Origin of the sequence: Rhabdothermincola salaria, assembly GCF_021246445.1 — a bacterium.
Classification (GTDB): domain Bacteria; phylum Actinomycetota; class Acidimicrobiia; order Acidimicrobiales; family Acidimicrobilacustridaceae; genus Rhabdothermincola_A; species Rhabdothermincola_A salaria.
The window spans coordinates 1-25623 of the sequence record NZ_JAJQXW010000003.1 but is presented as its reverse complement, the minus strand read 5'-3'; the positions used below and the strand labels follow the sequence as shown (position 1 = coordinate 25623).

The 25623-nt window shown below is 71.3% G+C and carries 18 protein-coding genes; 17 read left to right on the top strand and 1 reads right to left on the bottom strand.

Annotated elements, in window-relative coordinates; genetic code table 11:
• Nucleotides 1-53 precede the first annotated feature (53 nt).
• From LUW87_RS13375 to LUW87_RS18890, 14 genes are all read left to right on the top strand, one after another.
• The gene (locus LUW87_RS13375) at nt 54-569 is read left to right on the top strand and encodes a MarR family winged helix-turn-helix transcriptional regulator (RefSeq protein ID WP_232671692.1); all 516 of its coding nucleotides are present in this window, start codon (nt 54-56) and stop codon (nt 567-569) included.
• Nucleotides 570-651: 82 nt separating this feature from the next.
• Nucleotides 652-2235 carry an AMP-binding protein gene (locus LUW87_RS13370; protein ID WP_232671691.1) on the top strand — a complete coding sequence of 528 codons (1584 nt, stop codon included), beginning with the start codon at nt 652-654 and terminating at the stop codon, nt 2233-2235.
• 253 nt (nt 2236-2488) lie between these two features.
• A complete protein-coding gene (locus LUW87_RS13365; protein WP_232671690.1) occupies nt 2489-4774 on the top strand; it encodes an ABC transporter permease in 2286 nt (761 codons plus the stop codon).
• Nucleotides 4761-5501 (top strand): ABC transporter ATP-binding protein, encoded by a 741-nt coding sequence (locus LUW87_RS13360; RefSeq protein ID WP_232671689.1) that lies wholly within the window; start codon nt 4761-4763, stop codon nt 5499-5501. Before LUW87_RS13365 ends, LUW87_RS13360 begins: the two co-directional genes overlap by 14 nt.
• Nucleotides 5498-6244 carry an ABC transporter ATP-binding protein gene (locus LUW87_RS13355; protein WP_232671688.1) on the top strand — a complete coding sequence of 249 codons (747 nt, stop codon included), beginning with the start codon at nt 5498-5500 and terminating at the stop codon, nt 6242-6244. Before LUW87_RS13360 ends, LUW87_RS13355 begins: the two co-directional genes overlap by 4 nt.
• 14 nt (nt 6245-6258) lie before the next feature.
• Complete coding sequence (locus LUW87_RS13350) at nt 6259-6645, top strand: hypothetical protein (protein WP_232671687.1); 387 nt, start codon at nt 6259-6261, stop codon at nt 6643-6645.
• A 1-nt stretch (nt 6646) separates the two neighbouring features.
• Entirely contained in the window at nt 6647-7453 is an 807-nt protein-coding gene (locus LUW87_RS13345; RefSeq protein WP_232671686.1) for an SDR family oxidoreductase, read from the top strand.
• Between the two features lie 54 nt (nt 7454-7507).
• Nucleotides 7508-10669 (top strand): AfsR/SARP family transcriptional regulator, encoded by a 3162-nt coding sequence (locus LUW87_RS13340; RefSeq protein WP_232671685.1) that lies wholly within the window; start codon nt 7508-7510, stop codon nt 10667-10669.
• 36 nt (nt 10670-10705) lie between these two features.
• Nucleotides 10706-12229, top strand: a complete 1524-nt coding sequence (locus LUW87_RS13335; RefSeq protein ID WP_232671684.1) for a hypothetical protein — start codon at nt 10706-10708, stop codon at nt 12227-12229.
• Nucleotides 12226-12666, top strand: a complete 441-nt coding sequence (locus tag LUW87_RS13330) for a hypothetical protein (RefSeq protein WP_232671683.1) — start codon at nt 12226-12228, stop codon at nt 12664-12666. Before LUW87_RS13335 ends, LUW87_RS13330 begins: the two co-directional genes overlap by 4 nt.
• Nucleotides 12663-13976 (top strand): TSUP family transporter, encoded by a 1314-nt coding sequence (locus tag LUW87_RS13325; RefSeq protein ID WP_232671682.1) that lies wholly within the window; start codon nt 12663-12665, stop codon nt 13974-13976. Before LUW87_RS13330 ends, LUW87_RS13325 begins: the two co-directional genes overlap by 4 nt.
• The gene (locus LUW87_RS13320; RefSeq protein WP_232671681.1) at nt 13973-14779 is read left to right on the top strand and encodes a serine/threonine-protein kinase; all 807 of its coding nucleotides are present in this window, start codon (nt 13973-13975) and stop codon (nt 14777-14779) included. The genes LUW87_RS13325 and LUW87_RS13320 overlap by 4 nt, the downstream gene beginning before the upstream one ends.
• On the top strand, nt 14776-16278 hold the full coding sequence (locus tag LUW87_RS18895) for an FHA domain-containing protein (protein WP_283251145.1): 1503 nt from the start codon (nt 14776-14778) through the stop codon (nt 16276-16278). The genes LUW87_RS13320 and LUW87_RS18895 overlap by 4 nt, the downstream gene beginning before the upstream one ends.
• A gap of 88 nt (nt 16279-16366) precedes the next feature.
• Complete coding sequence (locus LUW87_RS18890; RefSeq protein WP_283251144.1) at nt 16367-18376, top strand: serine/threonine-protein kinase; 2010 nt, start codon at nt 16367-16369, stop codon at nt 18374-18376.
• A gap of 82 nt (nt 18377-18458) precedes the next feature.
• On the opposite strand, the gene LUW87_RS13300 is transcribed toward LUW87_RS18890, so the two are convergent.
• Complete coding sequence (locus LUW87_RS13300) at nt 18459-22979, bottom strand: EAL domain-containing protein (protein WP_232671680.1); 4521 nt, start codon at nt 22977-22979, stop codon at nt 18459-18461.
• 264 nt (nt 22980-23243) lie between these two features.
• On the opposite strand from LUW87_RS13300, the gene LUW87_RS13295 reads away from it, so the two are divergent.
• The 3 genes from LUW87_RS13295 to LUW87_RS13285 form a co-directional block, all read left to right on the top strand.
• A complete protein-coding gene (locus LUW87_RS13295; protein ID WP_232671679.1) occupies nt 23244-24419 on the top strand; it encodes a sensor histidine kinase in 1176 nt (391 codons plus the stop codon).
• Nucleotides 24416-24856, top strand: a complete 441-nt coding sequence (locus LUW87_RS13290; RefSeq protein WP_232671678.1) for a response regulator — start codon at nt 24416-24418, stop codon at nt 24854-24856. Before LUW87_RS13295 ends, LUW87_RS13290 begins: the two co-directional genes overlap by 4 nt.
• A gap of 470 nt (nt 24857-25326) precedes the next feature.
• Nucleotides 25327-25623 (top strand): hypothetical protein (locus LUW87_RS13285; RefSeq protein WP_232671677.1); only part of this gene is annotated, 297 nt, incomplete at its 3' end.

Genomic DNA, 25623 nt, shown 5'->3' with positions numbered 1-25623 from the left:
CCGTCGGTGTCGGTGGTCACATGTGCCTGCCGTCACTGCTAGGTTCGCCCGGGATGAGCCGGTTGGACGATCTGCGTCGGGTGGAAGAGGCGATCACGAGGATCGGTCGCATCAGCATGGGTCGTGAGGCGGCGCGCATCCGGGCCGAGCGCGCCGGCCTCTCGCTGTCCCGCCCGGCGATCGCCATCCTGTCGGCGCTGCACAAGGCGGGTCCCATCCGGCTGTCGTCGTTGGCCCGGCTGGCCGACCTCGAGGCCCCCCTGATCAGTCGCGAGATCCGCGACCTCTCCGAAGGCGGCTATGTGTTCCGCCGCGCCGACCCCACCGACGGCCGGGCCGGCATCGTCGAGCTCACGCCGCAGGGCGAGGTCGCCTACGAGGCCTACCGGGGGGCGACCGACGAGATCATCGCCCAGACCTTCGCCGAGTGGAGCGGCACCGATCTCCGCTCGTTGCGCGACCAGCTCGAGCGGGTGGCCGACGACTTCGCCCGTCCGCCGGCGCCCACCGGCCGGGCCGCCAGCGGCCGGCCCAACGGCCGCCACGGCCGGGTCGTGCGCGCCGGTTGAGCGAGCTCCGGGCCGCGGCGGGCGCGGGCCCGTCGAGCCGGGAGCCCGTCGAGCCGCCGGCCGAGCGGTAGGGTCGCCGCCCATGACCGACGTCACACCGCCTCCGCTGCTGCACCGCCCCGTCTTCGGGGCTGACCTGTTGATCCACGCCCTGGCCAAGCAGCCCGACGCGCCGGCGGTCAACATCGGAGACCGCACGATGACCGCCCGGGAGATGGCCGCCCAGGTCAGCCGGTACAGCCAGGCCTTCCGCGCACGCGGCCTCGGCCAGGGCGCGCAGGCGTCGATGCTGTCGCTCAACCGGCCCGAGGTGCTGTTCACCATGGGGGCCAACCAGGTCAACGCCACCCGCAGCACCCCGCTGCATCCCATGGGTTCGGTCGAGGACCAGGCCTACGTGCTCACCGACTGCGGGGCCACCGCCTTGATCTTCGATCCCGACACGTTCACCGATCGGGCCCGCCAGCTGTCCGAGATGGTGCCCGGCATCGAGCACTTCCTCGCCCTCGGTCCCACCGAGTTCGGCGAGGACCTCACCGCCCTGGCCGCCGGGTTCGAGCCCCAGCCCCTCGTCGCCCCGGTCGTGGACCCCGACGCCCTCGCCGGCATCGCCTACTCGGGCGGCACCACGGGCAAGCCCAAGGGGATCATGGGCAGCTACCAGAGCCAGGCCACCATGACCCAGATCCAGATGGCCGAGTGGCAGTGGCCCGACGAGACCCGCTTCCTCATCTGCACGCCGTTGTCGCACGCCGGCGCCGCCTTCTTCGTGCCCACGCTGCTGCGGGGCGGATCGCTCACCGTGCTGCCGGGCTTCGACCCCGAGACGTTCATGCGCACCGTCGAGGAGAAGCGCATCACCTCCACCATGTTGGTGCCGACGATGCTGTACGTGCTGCTCGATCACCCCAAGTTCGACCAGTACGACCTCTCCAGCCTGCAGACCGTGTTCTACGGCGCCTCGGCGGCCTCGCCCACCCGGTTGGCCGAAGCCGTCCGACGGATGGGGCCGATCTTCTTCCAGTTCTACGGCCAGGCCGAGTGCCCCATGACGATCACGGTGCTGCGCAAGGAGGACCACGATCCTTCGAACCTGGACCGCCTGGCCAGCTGTGGCCGTCCGGTCCCGTGGGTCCACGTGGCGCTGCTCGACGACGACGGCAACGAGGTGGCGCCCGGAGAGCCGGGGGAGATCTGCGTGCGCTCTCCCATGGTGATGAAGGGCTACCTGGGCAAGCCGGAGCAGACCGCCGAGGCGTTCGCCCACGGGTGGCTGCACACCGGCGACGTGGCCCGGGCCGACGACGAGGGCTTCCTCTACATCGTCGACCGCAAGAAGGACATGATCGTGACCGGCGGGTTCAACGTGTACCCCCGGGAGGTGGAGGACGTCATCTCCACCCATCCGGCGGTCTCCGCGGTGGCCGTGATCGGCGTGCCCGACGAGCGCTGGGGCGAGTCGGTGAAGGCGGTGGTCGTGCCCCGTCCCGGCGTCGACCTCGACACCGCCGAGCTCATCGACCTGGTCAAGGAGCACAAGGGCTCGGTGCAGGCCCCCAAGTCGGTCGACCTCGTCGACGCCATCCCCCTCAGTGCGCTGGGCAAGCCCGACAAGAAGGCGCTGCGGGCCCGCTACTGGGGCGAATCGGGGCGCATGGTGAACTGACCGATGGGGGGGCCCGAGCTCACCGCGTCGTTCACCGCGTCAATGAACTCGGTGAACTTGTTTGGCGCAAGTACCGCCGGGTACAGTGCGCCGCTGAGACCCGCGCCACTGAGAGGCTGAGGTCGCTGGCCCAGTTCCGTCGCCTCGGGGCTGGGGCCGCTCGTCGTTCCACCCGTCGTCGACCCCGCCTCGTGTGGGAGTCTCCCGTCCAGCTCCGTGCCGGGCGCTGCTCGAAGTAGAGAAGGGGGCGTTGGTGCAGGAGTTCCTGCAGTACACCATCCTGGGCCTGGTCATCGGTGGCGTGTACGGCATCGCCGCGTCGGGCCTGGTGGTCACCTACACCACCTCGGGCATCTTCAACTTCGCCCACGGCGCCATCGCCATGCTGGGCGCCTTCAGCTACTGGCAGGTGCGCTGGGGCTGGGGGTGGCCCGCCCCGCTGGCGTTGATCGCCGTGCTCGGCATCCTCGCCCCCGCCGTCGGCGCGTTGCTCTACCAGGCGGTGATGAAGAACCTCCGAGGAACCTCGGAGGTCACCAAGATCATCGTGCCGGTCGGTGTCATGCTCGGCTTCCTGGCCCTGGCCACCTGGATCTGGAACCCCACGCCGCGCACCCCGCGCCTGTTCCAGAAGTTCTTCGGCCAGAACGCCCAGGTCAGCATCTTCGGCGTCAACGTCACATGGCACGAGATCATCGCCCTGCTGCTCGCCGTGGCGATCGCGTTCGGCATCCGCTTCCTGTTCCACTCCACCCGCTCGGGTGTGGCCATGCGCGCCGTGGTCGACGACCCGGACCTGCTCCAACTCAACGGTGGGCGTCCCGAGCGCCTGGCCACCATCTCCTGGGCGGGCGGTGCGTTCCTCGCCGCCCTGGCCGGCATCCTCATCACCCCCATCCAGGGCTCGGCCATGAGCGCCAACGCCCTCACCCTGTTGGTCATCGACGCCTTCGCCGCCGCCATGTTCGGCCGCCTGCGCAGCCTGCCCCGCACGTTCGTGGGCGCCATCATCCTCGGCCTGCTCGGCAACTACGTGATCGCTTACTTCCCGGCCGCCCAGTGGACCTGGACCGGGGCCTTCCGGTCCTCGATCCCGATGATCCTGCTGTTCATCATCTTGCTGCTGCTGCCCCAGGACCGGCTCCGAGGCGCCACCGTGCTGCGCACCCGCGAGCGCTTCATCATGCCCAGCCTGCGCACCGCCTGGATCGGTGGCCTCGTGCTGGTGGGCGTGGTGTTCGCCATGCAGGCGGTGATGGCGCAGACCGCGGTCAACACCGTGGCCTTCGGCATGACCTTCGCCCTGGTGGCGCTGTCGCTGGTGCTGCTCACCGGCTACGCCGGCGAGATCAACCTGGCGGCGCTCTCCTTTGGTGCCATCGGCACGATCATCGTGTTCCACTACGGCATCTCGGGAGGCACCGGGCCCACCGGGCGGACCACCCTCTGGGGCTTCGTGCTGGCGGGCGTCGTGTGCGCCGTCGTCGGCGCGATCGTCGCCCTGCCCGCGCTGCGGCTGCGGGGCCTCTATCTCGCCCTGGCCACCATGGCCTTCGGCGTGTTCGTCAGCCGCATGGTGCTCACCGAGATCGGCCAGCGCGAGCTCTTCGGCGTCGAGTTCTCCATCTTCCAGGGAGGCTCGCTCACCATCCCCCGCCCGGAGTTCTTCGGCCTCGACTTCAACGACAACGGTGCCTTCCTCATGTTGGTCACCGTGTTGTTCGCCCTCCTCGGCGTCGGGCTCATCGCCCTGCGCAAGAGCGGGTACGGGCGTCGCCTCTCGGCCATGAAGGACAGCCCCGCCGCCTGCGCCACCCTGGGCATGAGCGTCGTGCGCCTCAAGCTCAGCGTGTTCATGATGTCGGCCGCCATCGCCGGCATCGGCGGGGCGCTCATGTCGGCCCAGCTCGGTTCGGTCAACCTCGACCGCTTCGACATCTTCTTGAGCCTCGCCCTGCTGCTGCTCACCGTGGTGGGCGGCATCGGCTATGTGTCCGCCGCGCTGTTCAGCGGCCTGCTCAACGGTGCTGCCTTCCTGTCGATGCAGAACAGCCTCGAGAAGCTGGGCTCGGACTACCGGACGCTGCAACCCATCTTCGGCTTCCTCGTCAGCGCGGTCACCGTGCTCCCCGCCACCATCGGCGTGACCATGGGCAAGAACCCCAGCGGGGCCATCACCGACATCGCCGAGGGGCTCAACGAGATCAAGCGGTCCAAGGTGCTGATGCTCTCCGTCATCGCCCTGCAGGCCCTCGTGTGGGGCCTCTGGTGGCAGGACGTCTACAACGGCTGGTGGTTCACGATCTTCACCGCGCTGAACCTGCTGTTGGTGCCACCCATCGGGGGGGCGATCGTGAAGGCCTTCGCCGTGCGCAAGTACGACCTGCCCCAGCCCACACCACCCGAGCTGATCGGCCTCGACGTCCCCTTCACCGACGACGACCGCCAGCAGATGGACCACGTGCTGGCGCTCGACTCCGTGCCGGTGCCCGTCGGCACGCACGTCCACGAAGGAGAGACCGTCCATGCCTCTGCTTGAGACCGTCGACGTCAAGGTCCGCTTCGGGGGCAACGTCGCACTCGACGACGTGTCCATCTCCGTCGAGCCCGGCACCGTCACCGGCCTCATCGGCCCCAACGGCGCCGGCAAGACCACGCTGTTCAACGCCATCACCGGCCTGCAGCCCCTCACCAGCGGTCGGGTGCTGCTCAACGGCAAGGACGTCACCAAGCTGGCGCCCCACAAGCGGGCCCGCCAGGGCCTGGCCCGCACCTTCCAGCGCCTCGAGCTGTTCACCTCGCTGTCGGTGCACGACAACGTGCTCGTGGCCGGCGAGATCCGCAACCGCTGGGGTCGGGGCGTCAAGCGAGCCAACGCCGAGAAGGAAGCCGCCCGCATCATCGAGCTGGTGGGGCTGGGCGAGGTGGCCGACCGCGAGGTGGGCGAGATCCCCACCGGGCAGGCCCGCGTCGTCGAGCTGGCCCGGGCCCTCATGCTCCAGCCCACCTTGTTGCTCCTCGACGAGCCGGCGTCCGGCCAGACCGAGGACGAGACCGAGAACTTCGGCACCCTGCTGCGCCAGCTGGCGGGTGAAGGCCTCGGCATCTGCCTCGTCGAGCACGACATGGCCCTGGTCATGAACGTGTGCGAGACGATCCACGTGCTCGAGTTCGGGCGCATCATCGCCAGCGGCGATGCCGAGACCGTGCGCAACGATCCCGCCGTCATCGACGCCTACCTGGGCTCTCCGGAGGGAGCAGCATGACCGACGTCCCCACGCCGGCCCCCGGCCGTTCCCACCACGTCGTCGAGCCGCCGCTGCTCGAGCTGGTCGGGGTCAAGGCCGCCTACGGCACCATCGAGGTCCTCCACGGGGTCGACCTCGCCGTCCCCGAGGGCACGGTGGTCGCCTTGCTCGGCCCCAACGGTGCCGGCAAGTCCACCATCCTCAAGGTCTGCTCGGGCCTGCTGACCCCGTCGGCCGGCGAGGTGCGCCTGGCCGGCAAGGTCGTCAACGGCGCGGCCGCCGACGAGCTGGCCCGCAACGGGTTGTGCACCGTGCCCGAGGGTCGGGGCGTGTTCCCCAACCTCACCGTGCGTGAGAACCTCTGGATGAACACCTTCGCGGGAGTCTCGCTGAAGGACGTCGAAGAGGTCGCCTACGCACGGTTCCCAATCCTCGGCGAGCGCCGCAAACAGCTCGCCGGCACCATGTCGGGCGGCGAGCAGCAGATGCTCGCCATGGCCCGCGCCCTCGCCACGAACCCGGCCATCCTGCTCCTCGACGAGCTGTCGATGGGTCTGGCTCCGCTGATCGTGGCGAACCTCTACGAGATCGTGGCTCAGGTCTCCGAAGAGGGAGTGTCGATCCTGGTGTCCGAGCAGTTCGCTCGGACGGTGTTGGGCATCGCCCAGTACGCCGCGATCGTGCTGCACGGCAACGTCACCCGCGTGGGGACACCTGCTGAGCTCGAAGATGAACTGTCCGCCGCCTACTTGGGCTCGTGAGGTCACCGAACGCCATGGAATCCACCACCTCGTCCACCACCCCTGCTTCGGGCGGCTCGCCGCGCGTCGAGCAGTTCAAGAACGACGTCTCCGACATGAACCTCAAGGCCGGCAACGCCGGCCGCGAGAAGATGCTCGGCGCCATCGGTCTCGTGCTCATGATCGTGGGAGTCATCGGGGCGTTCTTCGCCTACGTGTCGACCACCAACCAGACCCTCATCGAGGACCAACAGGAGAGCATCGTCATGGCGCTCACCTTCGTCACGGTCAGCGTGCTCGGCCTCGGCCTGTTCGTGCGCTACGCCTTCGCCAACTTCCTGCGCATGTGGCTGCTGCGCCAGCTCTACGAAGGCCAGGCCAACACCGACCGCCTCATCGAAGCCATCGAGGACCGGGGCTGACATGCGCACCGTCGCCATCACCGGAGCCGGATCGGGTATCGGCGCAGCGACCGCGGATCGGCTCAGCCGCGATGGCCACCGGGTCATCGGGGTCGACCTGCGCGGGGCGGAGATCGAAGCCGATCTCGGCACCCCCGACGGCCGCCGGTCGGCCATCGACGCCGTCGCCGAGGCCAGCGGAGGCGCCCTCGACGGGCTGATCACGTGCGCCGGCATCTCGGGCTTCCCGGGCCGGCCCTCGTCGCTGCTGGCGTCGGTCAACTACTTCGGAACCGTAGTGCTCCTGGAGGGCCTGCGGCCCCTCCTGGCCAAGGGCGACCGTCCCTCGGCGGTGGCCATCTCGTCCAACTCCACCACCACCGCTCCCGGGTACAGCCTCGAGCTCACCGAGGCCTGCCTGGCCGGCGACGAGGCCGAGGCCCGGCGCGTGGCCGACGAGGTCGCCGGCGAGTCGATGATCGAGTACGCCGCCACCAAGCTGGCCGTGGCCCGCTGGGTGCGGGCCACGGCCGTGACCCCCGAGTGGGGCGGGACGGGCATCCGGCTCAACGCCATCGCTCCGGGCATGATCGCCACGCCCATGATCGACGAGGGCAACAGCGACGAGAACCTGGCCAAGCAGCTCGAGATGTTCAAGCAGACCATCGCCTTGGGTCGAGCCGGCGACCCGGCCGAGATCGCCGGCCTGCTGGCGTTCCTCGTGGGCACCGAGTCGACCTTCTTCTGCGGGTCGATCATCTTCTGCGACGGCGGCACCGACGCCCTGCTGCGCGCCGACGACTGGCCCGCCCGCTGGGAGATCGGCTGACGAGGCTGCGCCATCGCCGATCACTGAGGTCCTGCAGCCCCTAGCGTACCGGCCGTGGACGTGCGGGTGCTGGGCGACATCGGAGTCCGGGCGGAGGGGGTCTGGCGGACCGTCCCCGGTCCCCGACAGTGCACGCTGTTGGCCCTGCTGGCGCTGCGGGCGGGGGAGGACGTCGACAGCGGCGAGCTGGTGGTGGAGTTGTTCGGCCCCGATGCGGCCCGACCACCGGCGGCGCTGCAGGTGTGCGTCTCCCGCCTGCGCCAGGCGCTCGGCCCCCACCGCGACGTGGTGGTCACCGGCGCCCGTGGGTACCGCCTGGACATCGATCGGGCACAGGTCGATGCGCTGCGGTTCTCGGCGGCCGTGGCGGAGAGCCGCACCGGGGTCGTCGGCGTGGAGCGATTGCGGGACGCGCTCGACGAGTGGTCGGGTCCGCTGTTCGGTGGGGCCGCGTCGGTGGCGTCGCTCGAGTTCGAGGAGCGACGGCTCCGAGACCTCCGGATGGAGGCCACGCTCTCCGTCCTTGAGGCCCTCGGTGACCGAGGCCAGGTGGCCGACGCCCTCGCCGTGGCCGACGCCGCGCTGGCTTGGGCACCCGACGACGACGCCCTGCTGCGCCGGCGGGTCGAGCTCTTGCACCTGTCCGGGCGCGCCGACGTGGCCAGACGGGTTCGGCTGCGCCACGGGCTCGACGGACCGGCGGTATCGGCCGCCCCGGCCCCGGAGCCTCCAGCGGCACAGGTCGAACCGGTGGCGCCGGTCACCTGGCCGAGCCCGTTGGAGCGCGTCGGTGGTCGACCGCTCGTGGGGCGGGTCCACTCCGAGGTCGTGCACAGCGCTCGCCGACCTCGGGCCCCACAGCTCACGCTGGTGCACGGAGAGACAGGTCGAGGCAAGACGGCCACGGCCGCGGCGTGGGCCCGCGCCTGGCGCGGGCGTGGCCGTCAGGTCCGCTACCTCGGCTTCGACGGCGGCGCAGGGCAGTCCACCGACCTGCGGGCCCTGGCCGAGGAGCTGGACCAGCTGGCCAGCGCCGACGGTGCCGAGGCGGGACCGGCGTCCGCGGTGGTCGTGCTCGACGATCTCCACGCCCTCGCCGCCACCCGGGTCGACGACGTCGTGACCCTCGTCCGCGCGCTCGGCGAACGGGGCGTGCCGGTGCTGCTGGCGGGCCGCCCCGCGCCCGCCGGGTCGGCCTGGTCCCGGCTGGCCGAGTGGGCATCGCAGGGACGGGGCACGGTCGCGTTCGAGCTGCCGCCGCTCGAGCCGAGCGAGCTGCGGTCGTTGCTCGTCGAGACCGGGCGGGGGCTCGACGCCGAGAGCTACGAGCGGCTGGTCGCCGAGGTGTGGGCGGCGACGGCGGGCAACGCCATGGCCGCCTCGGCGGTGGCGGCCCACATCGAGGGGCTGCCGGCGGCCGAGAGGAACTCCTCGCAGATCCCCCTGGCGCTCGCCGACCTCGCCGCGGCGCGGATGGCGGACCTCGCCCCTTCGGTGCGCCAGACCCTGCTGGCGATCGTGGTGCTCGATGCCGATCGCGTGGCCCCCGGCGACGTGGCGGCGATCACCGGTTCGCCGAGCGACGAGACGGTCGCCGACCTGAAGGACCTCGACCATCGTGATCTGACGGCGATCGAGCCCGACGGGTGGGTCCGGGCGCCGCACCCGCTCTACCGAGAGGCGATGTTGTCGTGCGTGGACCCGCTGGATCGGCGCTTGCTGCACCTGCGGGCCGCCGACGCGCTCGAGTCGTGCCATCCGTTGGTGGCGGCCCGGCAGCGTTGTGAGGCGGTGCCGTTGGTGGACGCCGTCGGTGCCGTGGCCGGTGCGCTGCGGGCGTTGAGGTCCGCCCCGCCCGAGGTCGCGCCGGGCGTCGGCCTGGCGGTCGCCCGCAGCGCCCGAACGGCACTGGAACCGGTTCCGGATGCCGCCGCGGAGCTCCGCGCCGAGGTGGACCTCGTCCTCGGCGACCACCTCGAGGCCCTGGGGCGACGCGACGAAGCCGAGGCCGCCCACCAGCGGGCGTTCCTGGCGGCCCTCGGCACCCGGCGGGCCGACCTGATCGCGGCGGCCGCCATCGGCACCGAGGTCCTGGGCCGCCGACCGGACACCTCGGCGGCCCTCGATCGGCTGGGCCGAGCCGCCGACCGGCTCGAGGAGCTGGGCGCGTCCACCGAGACCCAGGCGGTGATCGCCGCGCTCGTCGCCGAGCTCTTCTCGGCCGGTCGGGAGATCCCGACGGTGTTGGTCGAGCGCCTCGAGCGGGCCGGCTCACCGACCGGCCCCTTCGGGCCGAACGAAGTGGCGCTGGCACGAGCCTGGGCCGGCTGGTCGCTCCCGGTGGGAGAGGTGCCGCCACCACCGGAGCAGGCGTGGAGTCCGGCCAGCGCGCTCGGTGCGGTCGACGGGCCCGAGCGCTCGCCCGCTCCGCTGCAGCTGCAGGTGGGGGTGGCGCTGCGCCGTGGCGACCTCTCGCTCGCTCGCCGCCAACTGGCCCGGCTCGAGGGGCAGGTCCAGCGGCTGGGGACGCCGCGCGGCCGTTGGTTCCTGTGGGCCCAACGCAGCGCGGTGGCGCTCGCCGCCGGGCAGGTGGACGTCTCGGTGGCCTCCATGGAGGAGGCCGCCGGGTACGGGGCCCGGTATGCGTTGGCCGATGCGCCGCTGGTCCAGGTCGCCCACCAGGTCGCCGTGGCACTCGCCTGCGGTCGACCCCTCGGCGAGGGTCTCGCCGGCGCCTCGCCCTCGGCGTTCGTCGAGGTGATGGCCGATGTCGCACATGTCCCCGCCGTGCTCGGGGCGGCGGCCCTGTTGGCCGCGCAGACGGGGGAGCCCAGCGCGGCTGAGGCCCTCGACGCCTACCTGGCCGAGCTGACCGTCGGTCGGTTCATGCCGTACCGGGTGGTGGGGCTGGCCCTGGCCGCGGAGGCCTCGCACCTCCTCGGCGATGCGGCCTCGGCCGCTCGGATCGTGACCGCCTTCGAGCCGTACCGGGGCGAGGTGGCCGTGTTGGGGGCGGGCGTCGTGTGCTTCGGTCCGGTCGGGCGTCCGCTGGCTCTCGCCGCGGCGACCGCCGGGCACCACCGCCTGGCCGCCGAGGCGGCGGAGTCGGCCCTCGAGTGGGCGACGCACTGGCTTGCCGGGCCTTGGGTCGACCGGTGCCGTGAGGCGCTCCAGCAGGTCTCCCGGCTCGGTGAGGGCGCATCGAAGGGTCGTTGAAAGGGGACTGAAAGGAGCCGTCGCCACACTCCTGACATGGCGACGGAGGCGGACCGCGGCGACCTCACCGACCACCTGTTGATGAGCTCGGTGTGGAGCGACGAGGACGTGGCCGCGGCCGGCATCCCGATCGTGGACCGCACGGTGGTGACCGTCGGGGGCGGGATGGGGTCGTTCTTCGTCGCCAACCTGTTGCGCACCTCCGGGATGGGGGTCGACGAGATCGTGGCGTGCTCCGGCAACGAAGAGCCCCACGAGACCTACGAGTTCCTGGCCGACAACTCCCAGATCCCCCGTCACGAACGCCTGCGCAGCGACAGCCAGGCGATGCCCGACAACCTCTGGGGCTTCCCGAGCTTCGCGTGGCGAGAAGCCCGCCAGGGCTACCGCAAAGGGCTCTGGCAGGTCCTCACCGAACCGGTCATCGCCGAGTACTTCACCCCGTCGTCGGGGGTCGTCTACGCGGGCGTGGCCGCCGAGGCGGCCCGGATCGGTTGGTCCCAGATGCTGGCCCGAGGGCAGGTGCGGATGGTTCGCCGGCGCTTCGGTGGCGGGTACTTCACGCTGCTCACGCCGCCTCCGCGCACCACCCCCACCAAGCGGGTGGCCTACCGCTCGCGCTACGTCCACGTGGCCATCGGGTACCCCGGCGCCCGCTACCTGCCGGACCTGCAGGACTACCGCACCCGCACCGGCGACCACATCCGGGTGGTGAACGCCTACGAACGCCACGAGCACGTCTACCGCGCCCTGGCGTCGGGGCCGCGGCGGGTGGTGGTCCGGGGGTCGGGCATCGTGGCCTCACGGATCTTGCAGCGGCTCCTCGACGACCGGGAGACGGGGCGGTCGGAGGTCGAGGTGATCCACCTGTTCCGCAGCTACGCCGACGAGGGCTCAGAACAGGGTCCGCCGCCGCGTCGGCGGACCCACCTGGGCTTCGCCTACCAGCCCTTCAACCTGCCGAAGTCGGCGTTCGGGGGCCAGCTCGCCGACGAGCTCGAAGCGGTGGGCGACCCTCACGAGCGCGCCCGCATCCTCGGGTCGTGGGCCGGGACCACCACCGCATGGCGCCACAGCTGGGTCACCCAGCTCGAACGTTGCCTGCGCACCGGCTCGTACCGCCAGGTCGTCGGCGAGGTGGCGAGCGTCGACCGCCACGACGACCGCTTGATGCTCACCCTCACGGGCGCCGACGGTCGGAGCCAGACCATCGAGGCCGACTTCATCATCGACGGCACCGGCCTCCAAGCCGATGCCTCGGACCACCGGGTGCTCAAGGACCTCATGGACCACAGCGGAGTGGAGCTCAACCCCATGCGCCGCCTCTCGGTGGAGCCCAACTTCGAGCTGTCCGCCGCCGCCCAGCCCCCCGGCCGGATCTTCGCCACCGGGTCGATGACCCTCGGGAGCTACTACTCGGCGGTCGACAGCTTCTTCGGCCTCGAGTTCGCCGCGTGGAGGGTGGTCGACACCGTGGCCGCCGACGGCTCCACCCGCCGCATCGGCCCGCGTCGCTCGGTCAGCCAGTGGATCCGCCGGATGCGAGGAGTGGCCCCGTGATCCCTTCGTTGGTGGGCCGGCTGCAGACCCGGGTGTTCGTCATGCTCGTCATCGGCATCCCGTGGACGCTGCTCGTCACCCCGGTGCTGCCGATGCCCACCGACGACGTCGGCGACGTCATCGCCCTCGGTGAGCGCTACGAGGTGACGTTCGTGGCCTGGTTCCTCGCCCTGGCCTTCGGGTTGGTGTGGGAGCTCGTCTACCACGCATGGCAGCAGCGCCGGTGGGACCGCGACTTCCCGTCGCTGTACTTCCTCCTCGCCGGCCTCTGGGAGTTCCTCCCCGTGGCCGCCGTGGTGATCGCCGTCTACGAGCCGCCGTTCGCCGCCATCGTCATCATGTTCTTCGGGCTGTGGTTGCTGATGTGGGTCTTCGTGCAGGGCCCGATCCGGGTCCTCGTGCCGCGCTGGCGGTTCCGAGGAGGACGGATCCTGTGAGCGCCACACGACCCACCGGCGACAGCGTCGCGGCCGCCATCGCCGAGGGTCGGCGGGCCCGGTCCTCGCAGGCCCGTCGCCGGGAGCGCCTCGCCCTGCTGGCCCCGGCCGTCATCACCGTGGTGTGGGCGGTGGCGGTCACCGCGCTGGGCCTCTGGCCCCGGGTCTTCGATCGTTGGCCGGCCACCATCACCATGGTCTTCGGTGGGTTCGTCGCCGGTTCGACCCCCCAGGGCGGGGGCGCAGTGGCCTTCCCGGTGTTCACCAAGGTGCTCGAGACGCCGTCAGAGGTGGCTCGTTCGATGGGCCTGTTCATCCAGGTGGTGGGCATGGGGTGCGCCTCGATCGCCATCATCGTCCGCAAGGCCCCGGTGGCGTGGCGGGCCGTCGGGCTGGTGCTGGTGCCCGCACTGGTCGGTCTGGCCGTGGCGGTCGTGGCCGCGTCTCGGCTCGATCAGCCGTTCGCGCCGTCGGTGCTCCCCGGGGCCTGGGTGAAGGTCACCTTCACCGTGCTCATCGTGGCCATGGCGGTCAGCATCTTCGCCATGTCCCGCCGGCCCGTGCGCGAGCGGCGGCGCTCGCTGGGCAACCTGAGCGTGCGCGCCAAGGCGCTCATCATCGGGGCCGGGCTCCTCGGGGGGTTCCTGTCGGGGCTCACCGGTTCGGGCGTCGACGTGCTCTTCTTCACCGTGCTGGTGCTGCTGCTCGGCCTCGACCCGAGGATCGGTGTGCCCTCCTCGGTCATCACCATGGCCACCATCTCGGCCGTCGCCCTGGTGGGCTTGGGCCTCGCCGGCGGTCACCTCTTCGTGGAGCTCGACGACTCCCGCTCCAGCGTGGTGAGCGTGTCGGGGGAGACGGTGGCCATCGTCGACGGGGTACTCGTGGTCGACCCGCCTCCCACCGCCGGGCCCGCACCCCCTCAGCAGTACGACCTCACCGGCCTCTGGTTGGCCGGCATCCCGGCCGCAGCCTGGGCCGGGCCGTTGGGGGCCAAGTTGGCGATGCGCCTCTCGGACCGGAACCTGGCCTGGCTGGTGGCCGGGTTGGCCTTCGCCGAGATGATCTCGACGGCCATCTTCCTCGACGCCTTGCGCACCGACCTGGCGCTCGTCGCCTACTTCGTGCTCGGCATCGTGGGTGCCGTCCTCGGCCTGCGGTGGGTGTCGGCCCACCGCATCCGGCTCTTCGGACTCGAGGCCTGGGACACCTCCCGACCCGTCACCCGCATGTCGGTGATCACCACCGGCAGCTTCTCGTCGTGGGCGCAAGGGCCCCTCGAGGACCGAGAGGATCCCGAAGCACCATGATCGCCGACTACACCCTCATCCGTCCGTTGGGCCCCTCCACCTACGGCGACCTCTACCTGGCGGCACCACCGGGCCGCTTGGCGATCGACGCCGACCAGGTGGTCGTCAAGGTGCTGCCCGAGGTCGCAGCCGAGCGCGAGTTCGACCGCTTCGCCCGCGAGATGCAGGCGCTGGCATCGGTGCAGGACTCCCACGTGGTCTCGGTGCTCGACGCCGGCCACGCCGCCGGACGACTGTTCTACGCCTTCTCCTACCTGCCGCTCGGCACCCTGTCGGCCCACCTCGTCGAGGGCCTGGCCTCCGAGCTGCCCCAGGCCGTGCCGGCCGTCAGGGACGCGGCGCTCGGTGCCCATGCGCTGCACGAGGCGGGGATCATCCACCGCGACATCTCACCTCGCACCATCTACGTGACCGACGACGGCGGGATCCTCGGCGACCTGGGACTGGCCGAGGTCCTCCGACCGGGCATGACGTCGACGGGCATCGGCCCGATCGGAGGGCTCGAGTACACCGACACGGCGCTGTTGCGCGGTGAACGGATGGGTCGCAGCTCCGACATCTGGAGCCTGGGCGCCACGCTCCATCGGGTCGCGACGGGGGAGTCGGTGCGTCCCGACCTGCCCAGCGGCGACATCGTCACCGTGATCAGACACGCCCTGAGCGAGCCGCCCGTCATCGCCGACAGCTGCCCGGCGGCGCTGCGTCCGGTGATCGAGCAGGCCATGGACCCGGACCCGGCGGCCCGGTACGCCGACGCCCTCGAGCTGGCGCGCGCCATCGACGATGCGGAGTCGCGACGATGACCGACGAGATGATCCGCCTCCATCCCGGAACCGGGCTGGTCGTGGCCGGTGGCGCCACCGTGGTGGTGCTGGCCCCCGGCCTGCTCACGCCGGCCGCGGCGGCCGATCTGCTCGGACCGGGGTCGGTGGAGTCCCTCGACGAGGCCGGGGTGGCCGTGTTGCTCGACGCCGGCGCCGAGGGCGTCGGCTGGGCCCGCCGACTCCCGGACGGACGGACCGAGCTGCGCCGGTGGGGAGGGGTTCGCATCCTGGTGCCGGACGCCGCCGCCGGGCCGAGCGATCCTGCCGACCAGGACGGCCCGGGGGCGGATGGCGCGAGTGCGGACGGCGTGCCTTTGTCGACCGCCGGTGCGTGGCTCCTGGCCGTCGAGGGGAGCCACGCCCCTGCCCAGGAGGGGACCTGGTTGCGCGAAGGGATGGTGCCGGCTGCCGGAGCCAGCGTGGCGGGCCGAGCCCGGGTCGACCGCAACGGGGTTGCGGAGCAGTCGACCGCGACGCCGCGTGCGGCGAGCGAGCCGGACCCGAGCTCCGAGCCGGAGAGCGCGCCGGAACCCGAGAGCGCGTCAGAACCGGAGAGCGCGCCGGAGCCCGAGAGCGCGCCGGAGCCCGAGAGCACACCGGCCTCGGAGGTGGAGGCCGAGGCCCTGTCGCCCCCCACGTCGGCGATGCCGATCGTCGAGCCGTCCACCCCGCCCCGGCCGGCACCGGCGGCGCCTCCTGCCCCGTCGGCCGACCCGGCACCGGTGGCCGGTCGGGCCACCCCTCCGGGCGCACCACCGCCCCCGAGCGCATGGCCACCGCCCCCCGGCGGTCCCCCGCCTCCTCCGGGCGGCCCTGCTCCGCCTCTGGGTGGCCCGCCCCCGCCCCCGGGTGGCCCGGCCCCGCCCCCGGGTGGTCCTCCGCGTCCCCCCGGAGCGCCACCGCGTCCGGCGGGCCCGCCGCCGCCGGCGGCGCCGGGCACATTCGTGGACCTCGGTGCCGGCGGCGCCCGCGAACCCCTGCCCAAGGTCGTCGTCGACGACCGGGGCGTGCAGGTCAGGGGCCTGCACTGCCGCAACGGCCACTTCAACAACCCCGAGAGCCGCCTGTGCTACCTGTGCGGCGACAACATGCAGAACCAGTCGATCGCCATCGGGCGCGACGGCGAGATCGGGGTGCTCGGCACCCGTCCGCCGTTGGGGATCGTGACCCTCGACGACGGCTCCATCTACCAGCTGAGCGACGACCTGGTCCTCGGCCGAGACCCCCAACCGGACGGTCACCTGGTGGCCATCGTCGATGATCGCTCGGTGTCGCGGAACCACCTGCGCATCCACCTCGACGGTTGGGAGGTGATGGTGGAGGACCTCGGGTCCTCCAACGGCAGCCACCTGCTGGCGCCGGGTGCATCGACCTACACCCGCCTGTCGCCCCACGTCACCGTTCCGGTCGTCTCCGGCACGGTGATGGCCTTCGGCCAGCGCTGGGCGTCGTTCGAGGCCACGGCGGCCGCCGGATGACGGCGGCGTCCACCCTGTTCGCCGGACGGTGGCGTGGCGATCGCCGCCCGACCCCGTCTGCCACCACGACCCTCGGAGGTCGCTCGTCATGAACCTCTCCGGGGTGCACATCGAAGGCTACGAGCTGCAGGAGGTGATCGGCAGCGGCGGGTTCGGCACCGTGGTCCGCGCCCGCGACCTGCGCTTCGGACGCAACGTGGCCATCAAGATCGGCCACCAGCCCATCACCGATCCGGACGTGTCCCGCCGCTTCGACCGGGAGTGCCGGGCCCTCGGCTCGGTGTCGGGCCACTCCCACATCGTCAGCGTCTCGGGGGCCGGGCAGCTCGAGGATGGGCGGCCCTGGCTGGCCATGGAGTTCCACAGCGGGGGATCCCTCGCGGATCGGATCGAGCGGGACGGACCCCTCGACTGGGCCGAGACCCGCAAAGTGGGCATCGCCCTGTCCCGGGCGCTGGCGGCGGCGCACGACGCCGGCGTGCTGCACCGCGACCTCAAGCCCGAGAACGTGCTCATGTCGAAGTGGGGCGAACCGGTCCTGGTGGACTTCGGCATCGCCCGACTGGCCGACGAGGCCCCCACCGTCACCACCTCGGTGACGGCATCCATCGCCTACGCGCCGCCCGAGGTGCTCTCCGGCCACCCGCCCGATCCGCTCTCGGACGTCTACTCGTTGGCGGCCACGTTGGCGGGGCTCATGATCGGGCACTCGCCGTTCGACATGGGCCCCGACTCCACCATGGCGGCCCGGATCGCTCGGGTCATCACCGGCCCCGTGCCCGACCTCACGCCGCTGGCCATCCCATCGGAGGCCGCCGCGCTCCTGCAGCAGGCCATGGACCACGACCCGGCTGCGCGGCCAGCGTCCATGGCGGCCTTCGCCGAGGACCTCGAGGCGACGCCCGTCGCCGTCGGTGGTGGCGGCGGCAGTGGCGGGGTGCGCGACGGCACCGTCACCCTCGCCCCCGGTGTGCCGCTGCCGGGCCCCGGCGGCTCGGTCCTGCCCCCGCCCCCGTCGGCCGCTCCGCCCGGCGCCCCACCGCCCCCGCCCGGCGATCCTGTGTCGCCGTCGCCCAGTGGCGCCCCGCCGCCGCCCGGCGCTCCTGCGCCACCTCCGCCGCCCCCACCCGGCGGGCCAACACCCTCGAGCCCGCCCTCCTCCGACGAGGTGGAGCCGGGGACGAAGGGTCGCGAGGCGGAGCCGACCCCCGCATCGCCCGAGCCGGGCTCGGCCCCGGACGAGACCTCCGATCCTTCGCCCGACGCCACCTCCTCGGTGCCCGCCGCCGCCTCGTCGGTGCCGGCGGCCGCCGCGATGGAGAGAGGATCGTCGACCTCTGGCCCCGGCGATCCGCCACCGCCTCCGGGCGGTGAGGTGGCGAACGACGAGACTCCCGGCCGTTCGAAGCGGGGTCTGGTGATCGGTGCGGGCGTGGTCGCCGCGGTGCTGGTGGGGGTCGGCGCGGTCGTCGCCGTCGCCCGCTCCGGGGAGTCCACGGCCGAGCCGGAGCGGCGCACCACCACGACCCCCAGCTCGATCACCACCACCACGACCGACACCACCGTCGATCCGGGTGGCACCACTGTCGCGGCACCGCTCGGCGACCTGGTCGCCCAACCGAGCGAGGTGCCCGAGAGCTTCACGCCCGGGTTCGTCGGATTGGCCGGTTGGGACCGGCCGACGATCTGCAACCTCTACCCGCTGTCGGACGCCATCGTCGACGAGGCTGGCGCGGAGTACACGGATCCGGCCACCGGGACCGAGATCGTGAGCGAGGTCATCCAGTTCACCGACAACGGGTCCGCGGCTGCGTGGACGACCTTGTTCGAGGGCCTGCCCGACCAGTGCACCACCTGGGACTTCGCCAACCTCGACGGAACGGTGTCCTCCTGGGACAGCCGCATCATCGTCCCCGGCGACCCGTTCAACGGCTCACAGGTGTCGATCGTGGCTCGCACCGACGACAACTACGGCTGCATCGTCAACGTCTTCCCCGAAGGCCCCTTCGTGGTGCGCAGCACGATCTGCGGCACGGCACCGCTCGACGACACCACCCTCGACCGGCTCACCAACCTGGTCGGCGAGCGCCTGCCCTGACGCCCGGGTGCGCTCGGCCACCCCCTCACCACTGGAACCACGGTCGGGTCACCTCGCTCGTGAGGTCGACCGGTGCGCCGGCTCACCCGCCCCGAGTGAGCCAGATGTCGGTCGCGTCGGGGTCCAGCCCTGGGCTCCAGAGATAGCCCTGGGCCCGGTCGCAGCCCAGGGACTCGAGGACCGCGAGCTGCTGTTCGGTCTCGACCCCCTCGGCTTGGACCCGCATGCCGAGGTCGCGAGCGAGACCGATGATGGCTCGGGCGATGGCCGTGTCACCGGCGTCGCTCCCGAGCCCGTCGACGAAGGACCGATCGATCTTCAGGGTGCTCAGTGGCATCCGGCGCAGATAGCTCAGCGAGGAGTAGCCAGTGCCGAAGTCGTCGATGTCGAGCTCCACGCCCAGCTCGCGAAGCTGTCCCAGGCGCTCCAGCGAATCCTCGACGTCGCTCATCATCGCCGTCTCGGTGAGCTCGAGGTGCAGGCGGTCCGGAGGAAGGCCGAACTCGTCGAGCAGCGACCGCACCTCGGTCACCAGGTGCGGCGACCGCAGCTGCACGGCGGAGAGGTTCACGGCCACCCAGGGAGCATGTTGCGGGCCGGCCTGCTCGAGCCAGCGGGTGACCTGGCCCAGGGCAGTGCGCAGCGTCCACGAGCCCAGCGCGTCGATGAGCCCCGTTCGCTCGGCGAGAGGAATGAAGCGGCTCGGCGGCACCGCGCCGAGCTCCGGGTGGTCCCAGCGCATCAGGGCCTCGAAGCCGATCGTCTGACCGGTGGAAAGCGCCAGCACCGGCTGGTAGACGAGGCGCAGCCCGCCCTCGACGAGGGCGTCGCGCAGCCCGCGCTCCAATCGCTGCCGATCGAGCAGGGCATGGCGGAGCGCGTCGTCGAAGGTGACGGCCCGATCCCGCCCGGCCTCCTTGGCGGCGTGGAGGGCGATGTCGGCGTCTCGCACCACCGTTTCGGGTGTGCTGGCCTGGGTGGTCGAGGCGAGGCCGACGCTGGCGGTGACGTGCAGCGTGTGGTCGGCGACCGTGCACGGGCGTCGGATGGCACCGAGCACACGAGAGGCGAGCTCTCGGCCGTCACCGCTGTTCTTGCGCAGGACCACGAACTGATCGCTGCCGAAGCGGAAGAGGAGGTCGCCCTCGGTGATCGTCGAGCGGAGTCGGATGGCGAGGAGGCGGAGCAGCTCGTCGCCGATGCTGTGCCCGTAGCTGTCGTTGACCACCTTGAAGTCGTCGAGGTCGATCATGGCCACGGTCCACACCTGATCGCCGCCGACCCCGTCGTCGAGGATCCCGGCGAGATCCCGGGTGAGCGCGGCGCGGTTGGGCAGGTCGGCCATCGCGTCGTGGAAGGCCAACCGCTCGAGCTCGAGCTCGTAGGTCTTGCTGGTGGTGATGTCGAGCACCGTTCCGACGATCATCGGGCGGGTGCCCTGCCTGGTGCGTTCCCACTTGGTCGACACCCAGCGGACCTCGCCGTCGGGCCGCACGATGCGGTAGTCGATGGCTGCGTCGTGGTCCCCGGCGACCGCTCGGTCGTAGATCGAGCGGGCCAGATCGACGTCGTCGGGATGCACGAAGTCCCACGCCACGTCCTTGCGTTCCTCGGACAGCCCTCCCAGGATCCGCCGCAACTCCTCGGATCGCGTCACCTCGCCCGTGATGAGGTCGACCTCGAAGCTGCCGAGGTTGGCCGTGCGCTGCGCGTCGCGCAGCTGTTGGCTGCGCAGCCCGAGGGAACGCACGACGTCCATGTGCTCGCTGATGTCGCGTGAGACGGCAGCCACGGACGTGACCTGACCCGCCGGGTCGTGGACCGGCGACAGCGAGGCAGCCACGTCGAAGGTGGTCCCGTCGGCGCGCTGGCGAACGGTGTTGAAGGCCTTGACCTCGCGTCCCGCGAAGACGTCGTCGACGAGGCGGTCCATCTCCTCTCGATGCCCGGCAGGCGCCAGCACCGTGGCGTCGAGCCCCAGGGCCTGCGCCTCGTCGTAGCCGAAGATCTTCGCGGCTCCCTCGTTCCAGGTGAGGATCCGCCGGTCGGCCCCGATCGAGTAGATGGCGTCGGAGGAGGCGCGCACGATCGCCGCCAGCTGCGCCGAGGCCCGCTCACGGGCCACCCGGTCGCTGATGTCCGTCGCCACCGCGATGTAGCCGTCGTAGGCACCCTGGGTCCGAACCGACGTGGCCGACACGGCGACGTCCACGCTGCCGCCGTCCTTGGTCGCGATGGCAAGATCGGTCGTCCACGTCCCCCCTTCGCTGCCGAGCGCACGGGTGGCGTCGGCCGCCTGGGAGGGAGAGAGGTGTGCGACGAGGTGCCGAGCCGGGTGTCCGATCACTTCCTCGGACGACCATCCGAAGGTCTTCTCGGCCGCCCGGTTCCAGTAGGTGATCCGGCTCTCGGCGTCGACCGCCATCACCGGTTGTCCGACCGCCGCGAGGAGGTCCGACTTCATGCGCACCTCGTCCTCGTGGTGGCGCCGCTCGGTGACGTCGCGGTAGTTGCCGACCACCACCCCGATGGCTGGGTCGTCCACGAAGTTGGTGACGATCTCCTCCACCCAGCGCGTCTCGCCGGACGGCAACGTGATGCGGAACTCGGAGGTGACCGAGTCGCCCAGCTCCGGGATGGCGCTGAGCCGCTGCACCACTGCGTCGCGGTCCGCCGGGTCGACGAGCTCGTAGCCGGTGAGGCCGATGAGCTCGGACGGATCCACCCCGAACAGGTTTCGGGCCGCGCCGCTGGCCCAGGTGATGACCCCGCCGGGTTCGAAGAAGAGCACCATCTCGTGGGACTGCGTGGCGATGGTCTCGTGCAGGACTCGTTCGACCTGGAGCTCGGCTATGGCGGCCAGACGGGCGGAGTCGTCGTGGAGGCGCACCACGACGCCACGAACGCTCGGCTCGCGGCGCATGTCCTCGATCGAGATCCGCAGTGGCCGGGTCCCTCCCTGGGCCCGGGCGAGGGTGACGATCGGTGGCTCGCCGGTGCTCTTGTCGCCATCGAGCGCGTCGAGGCGCTCCGCGATGGCTGCGGCGTCTCGATCGTCGAAGAGGTCGTCGAGACGCGCGCCGACCAGGTCGGCGTTCCAGCGTCCGACGGCCATCGACAGGGCGTTGCTCGAGTAGGTCACGCGGTGGTCGCCGTCGAGCACCATCACCATGGCCTCGGCGCCGCCCATGAGTGCGGACATCCTCCGGTCGAGCGCAACGGCGCGCATCCGCTCCACTGCGAAGGCCAGCGAGCGGTTCAGCTCGCTCGGGCTGTAGGTGCCCTTGCGCAGGAAGTCCTGCGCTCCTGCTCGCGCCAGCGTCCGGCCGAGCTCCTCGTCGTCGCGTCCGGTGAGCACCACGATCGGCAGGAAGGGATGGGCGGCCCGTAGCTCGTGGAGGGCCTGTGCCCCCTGGGCGTCGGGCAGGCCCAGGTCGAGGACGGCGCAGTCGACGTGAGTGGTGTCGAGGATCGTGTGGGCCTCGGCGAGGGACTCGGCCACGACCACCCGGGCGGGGTCGAAGGTCTTGCGGTCCAGTTGGCGGCGAAGGAGGCTGACGTCGCCGGGGTTGTCCTCGACCACGAGCACGAAGAGCCCGTCAGGCGACCGTGGTGCGGGGGTGCGGCGAGTGTCCCGGGTCTGGGGGCGCTGAGGGGTGGTCCGCATGGGCGCCATCGCCCAGTCACGTATACGGGTCTCGCCCGAACGGGTGGCGGTACGGCGAGCGACGGTCAGTAGCTCCTGCCATCGCGGGACCCCGTCACCGACCCAGTGATGGACCCCGATGTCGACGCTCGACCACACCTCGGCGGTACCGCAGCGCTGAGGTCGCCCCAGCCGGTCGGCCAGTCTGTTGGCGGTGGCGTGCGTGGTCTCCGGGCCGGCGTCCGGAAGGACGACGAACAACTGGCTGATCCCCACCCGGCAGACCGTGGCAGTCGCGTCCACGGCGTCGTCGATTCGTCGCCCCAGCTCGACCGCCACATGATGGGCGGCGTGGATCCCGAGCGTGGATGCCATCTCGGAGAATCCCGGGAAGTCCACCCAGACCAGCCCGAGGGTCGCGGCCTGCGGTACTCGATCCAAGTCGCCGAACGGGTCGATGGCACCGGGTAGGGCGGAACTGAACGGCACCAGGGGGCTGGTCGGGGCCATCGCGGTGACGGATGCTTCGAGTGCCGCCCAGATGGTGATGTCGTCGTGGACGACAAGTGCTCCGGTTGCCCCGGCCCACAGCGCCGCCTTGGCCTGTACGACCGAGGTGCGCACCCCGTCGGGGGTGGCGGCACGGTAGCGGGCGGTGAAGCTGGTGCGGTCGCCGGTGAAGATGGCCCGCAGGGCCCGAGCCAGTTCGGCCGCCGAGGGGTCGGCCCTGGCCGCGTCGCACACCTCGAGGTAGTTGGCCCGCACGCCGCAGCTGGCGAGATCGCCCTCGTTGAGCGCCGCAGCCAGGTCCCAGGCCACGTTGGTTTCGATGATCGTCCCGCTGGCATCGAGGAGGACTGCCGGCGAGGGCATGGTCGTCCATGCCGCTTCGGGCCGGAGCACGGGATGGCCGATCCGCGGGTCGAGACGACCCGCCTCCTCGTTGCTGGAACTCACGCTCCGCGTCCTCCCTCGCGCCTGTGGTGGACCCGATTGCATTTACTGCTAAGGCAGCTGTTCCTACGAGTATACGGTGGTGATTATATGGTGGTGCCTCCGGACGGCGTACGCAGAGTGCCGGCGCCACAGCTCCGGGACGAGTGGGCGTGTCGTGGTCCGAACGTCGATGAGGGAGCGGGCTCGATGACCGAGGCGGGAACTCCAGCGGGTCGTCTCGGCACTGCATCGGGCCCGGGGTCGACGGCGCATGCCTTCGGCGTCATGGTCCCGGGCTGGGGGTCGGGTGGGGAGTTCGAGCTGCCCTACCGCGTCCTCGACAACGCGCCGGTGGGGATGGCCATCAGCTCGCGCTCGGGCGAGGTGTTGTGGGCCAACGCCTCGTGGTGTCGACTCGCCGGTCGTGGGCCCGAGGAGCTCCTCCACGAAGGGATCGACGTCGGCGTGGCGCCCGAGGATTGCTCGGCCGAGGCCACGATGCTCGAGGAGCTCTACGCCGGCCGGCAGGACGAGGTCCAGTACCGCCAGCGCTGGACCCACCCTGACGGGAGGGTCGTGTGCCTGCGGATCTCCGCGTCGCTCGAGGTCACCAGCCTCCGGACCCCCGACTCGTCGGCGAGCGCCGAGCCCGTGGTCGTTCGCCAAGCGGTGGACGTCACCGAGCAGGTGTCGGCGGAACGGGCCGCGGCCGACGCCATGAGCGCACTCGAGCGCAGGAACGTCGCCCTCGAACGCTCGAACGCCGAGCTCGACGAGTTCAGCTACGTGGTGTCGCACGATCTGTCCGAGCCGTTGCGCGTGATCAGTGGTCACGTCGAGCTCCTTCGCGAGGAGTACGGCGACCGCCTCGGCGACGAGGCCACCGAGTGGATCGGCTTCGCCGTCGACGGCTGCACCCGCCTGCGGCGCCTCATCGACGACCTCCTCGAGTACAGCCGCATCGGGCGGGACGACCCACCCCGCGTCGACGTCGATCTCGACGCGGTCGTCGACGCCGCCCTCGCCCAACTCGGCTCCATGATCGACGACGCGGGTGCGGTGGTCACCCGTTCCGAGCTGCATCCGGTGGTGGCCGTCGACAGCGAGATGATCCAGCTGGTGACCAACCTGTTGTCCAACGCCATCAAGTTCCGCGCCGCCGATCGTGTCCCGCAGGTCCACGTGAGCAGCACCTCCGACGCCGGGGCCACCTCGCTCACGGTGTGCGACAACGGCATCGGTGTCCCCGAGCACCAGCGCGAGCGGGTCTTCGGGATGTTCCAGCGGTTGCACGGCCGTAGCGCCTACGCCGGGACCGGAGTGGGTCTGGCGGTGTGCCGCAAGATCGCCCGTCGCTACGACGGCACCATCACGCTGGCCGACAACCCCGGAGGGGGCACCTGCGTGACCGTCACCATCCCTCACCCACGACCAGCGCTCGCGGGAGAGGAGCCCCGATGAGCAGTGAGGCCCAACCGGTCGAGATCCTCCTGGTCGAGGACAGCCCGGGCGACGTGAACCTCACCATCCACTCGCTGCGAAGGGCTCGCTTCGCCAACAACCTCTCCGTCGTGGAGGACGGTGCCCAGGCGATGGCCTTCCTGCGCGGCGAGCCTCCCTACGAGTCGGCCCCGCGGCCCGACCTGATCCTGTTGGACCTGAACCTGCCGGTGATGAGCGGCCGAGAGGTCCTGGCCGAGGTCAAGGGCGACCCCGAGCTCAGCACCATCCCGGTGGTCGTGCTCACCACCTCGTCGGCCGAGGCGGACATCTTGAGCTCCTACCAGCTCCACGCCAACAGCTTCGTCACCAAGCCGGTGCGCTTCGAGGAGTTCGTCGAGGCGATCCGCTCGATCGAGGACTTCTGGTTGGCGATCGTGCGCCTCCCCCCCCGGTAGCGCCGCCCGGGCTGACCGGGGCGATCGATCCATCGCCTCAGGAAGGTCCTCGGGGCCCTGCTTCGCCCGTGGTCCCACCTCAGCAGCGATGGTCGAGGCGGATTCCTGCTGGTGTGACGGGTCGTGCAAGGCCTCCCGGGTCACGGCTGATCCCCCCGACCCCGGCGCGTGGTCCGGCAGTCGTTCTGTCCAGTTCGGGCACCGGCGGTCGTGTCGAACGCGTGCAGGTCGTCGCCGCCGCTGCGCCGGTCCGCGCGCTCGCTATGCGGTGGGAGCGGGGTGGGTCAGGACGCGACGCCTGAGCGCATCCGCGCAGACGGTGGTGGCCTCGGTCGATGTGGCCGGCCCACGGCACTTCAGAACGGGTCCGGCGAACACCGCGTTGCCGGCCTCGACTCGAACGACAATATACATATGGATCCTGCCGATTCGAGGTGGACATCGAACACCTGTCCTGTAGACTTCGACGCATGGTCACCACCACGTTGGGGGAACTGGAGGAAGCGGTCGGCGAGTTGACCGTGGCCCCGGTGTCGGCCGACGTGGTCGACCTGTTCGCTCTGCGCGAGCGGGTCGAGGTGACCGTGCTCGAGACCCTGTGCGGGTTCTTCGCCACCGGTGGCCACGACGTCGACGGGTTCCGCTCGGCGGTGGGCTGGTTGAAAGCCCATGTGGCGCTCACCGACGGCGACGCCAAAGCCCTCGCGGCGCGTGCTCGACGCCTGGCGGTGTGGCCCACCCTGGCCAAGTTGCTGTTCGACGGGTCG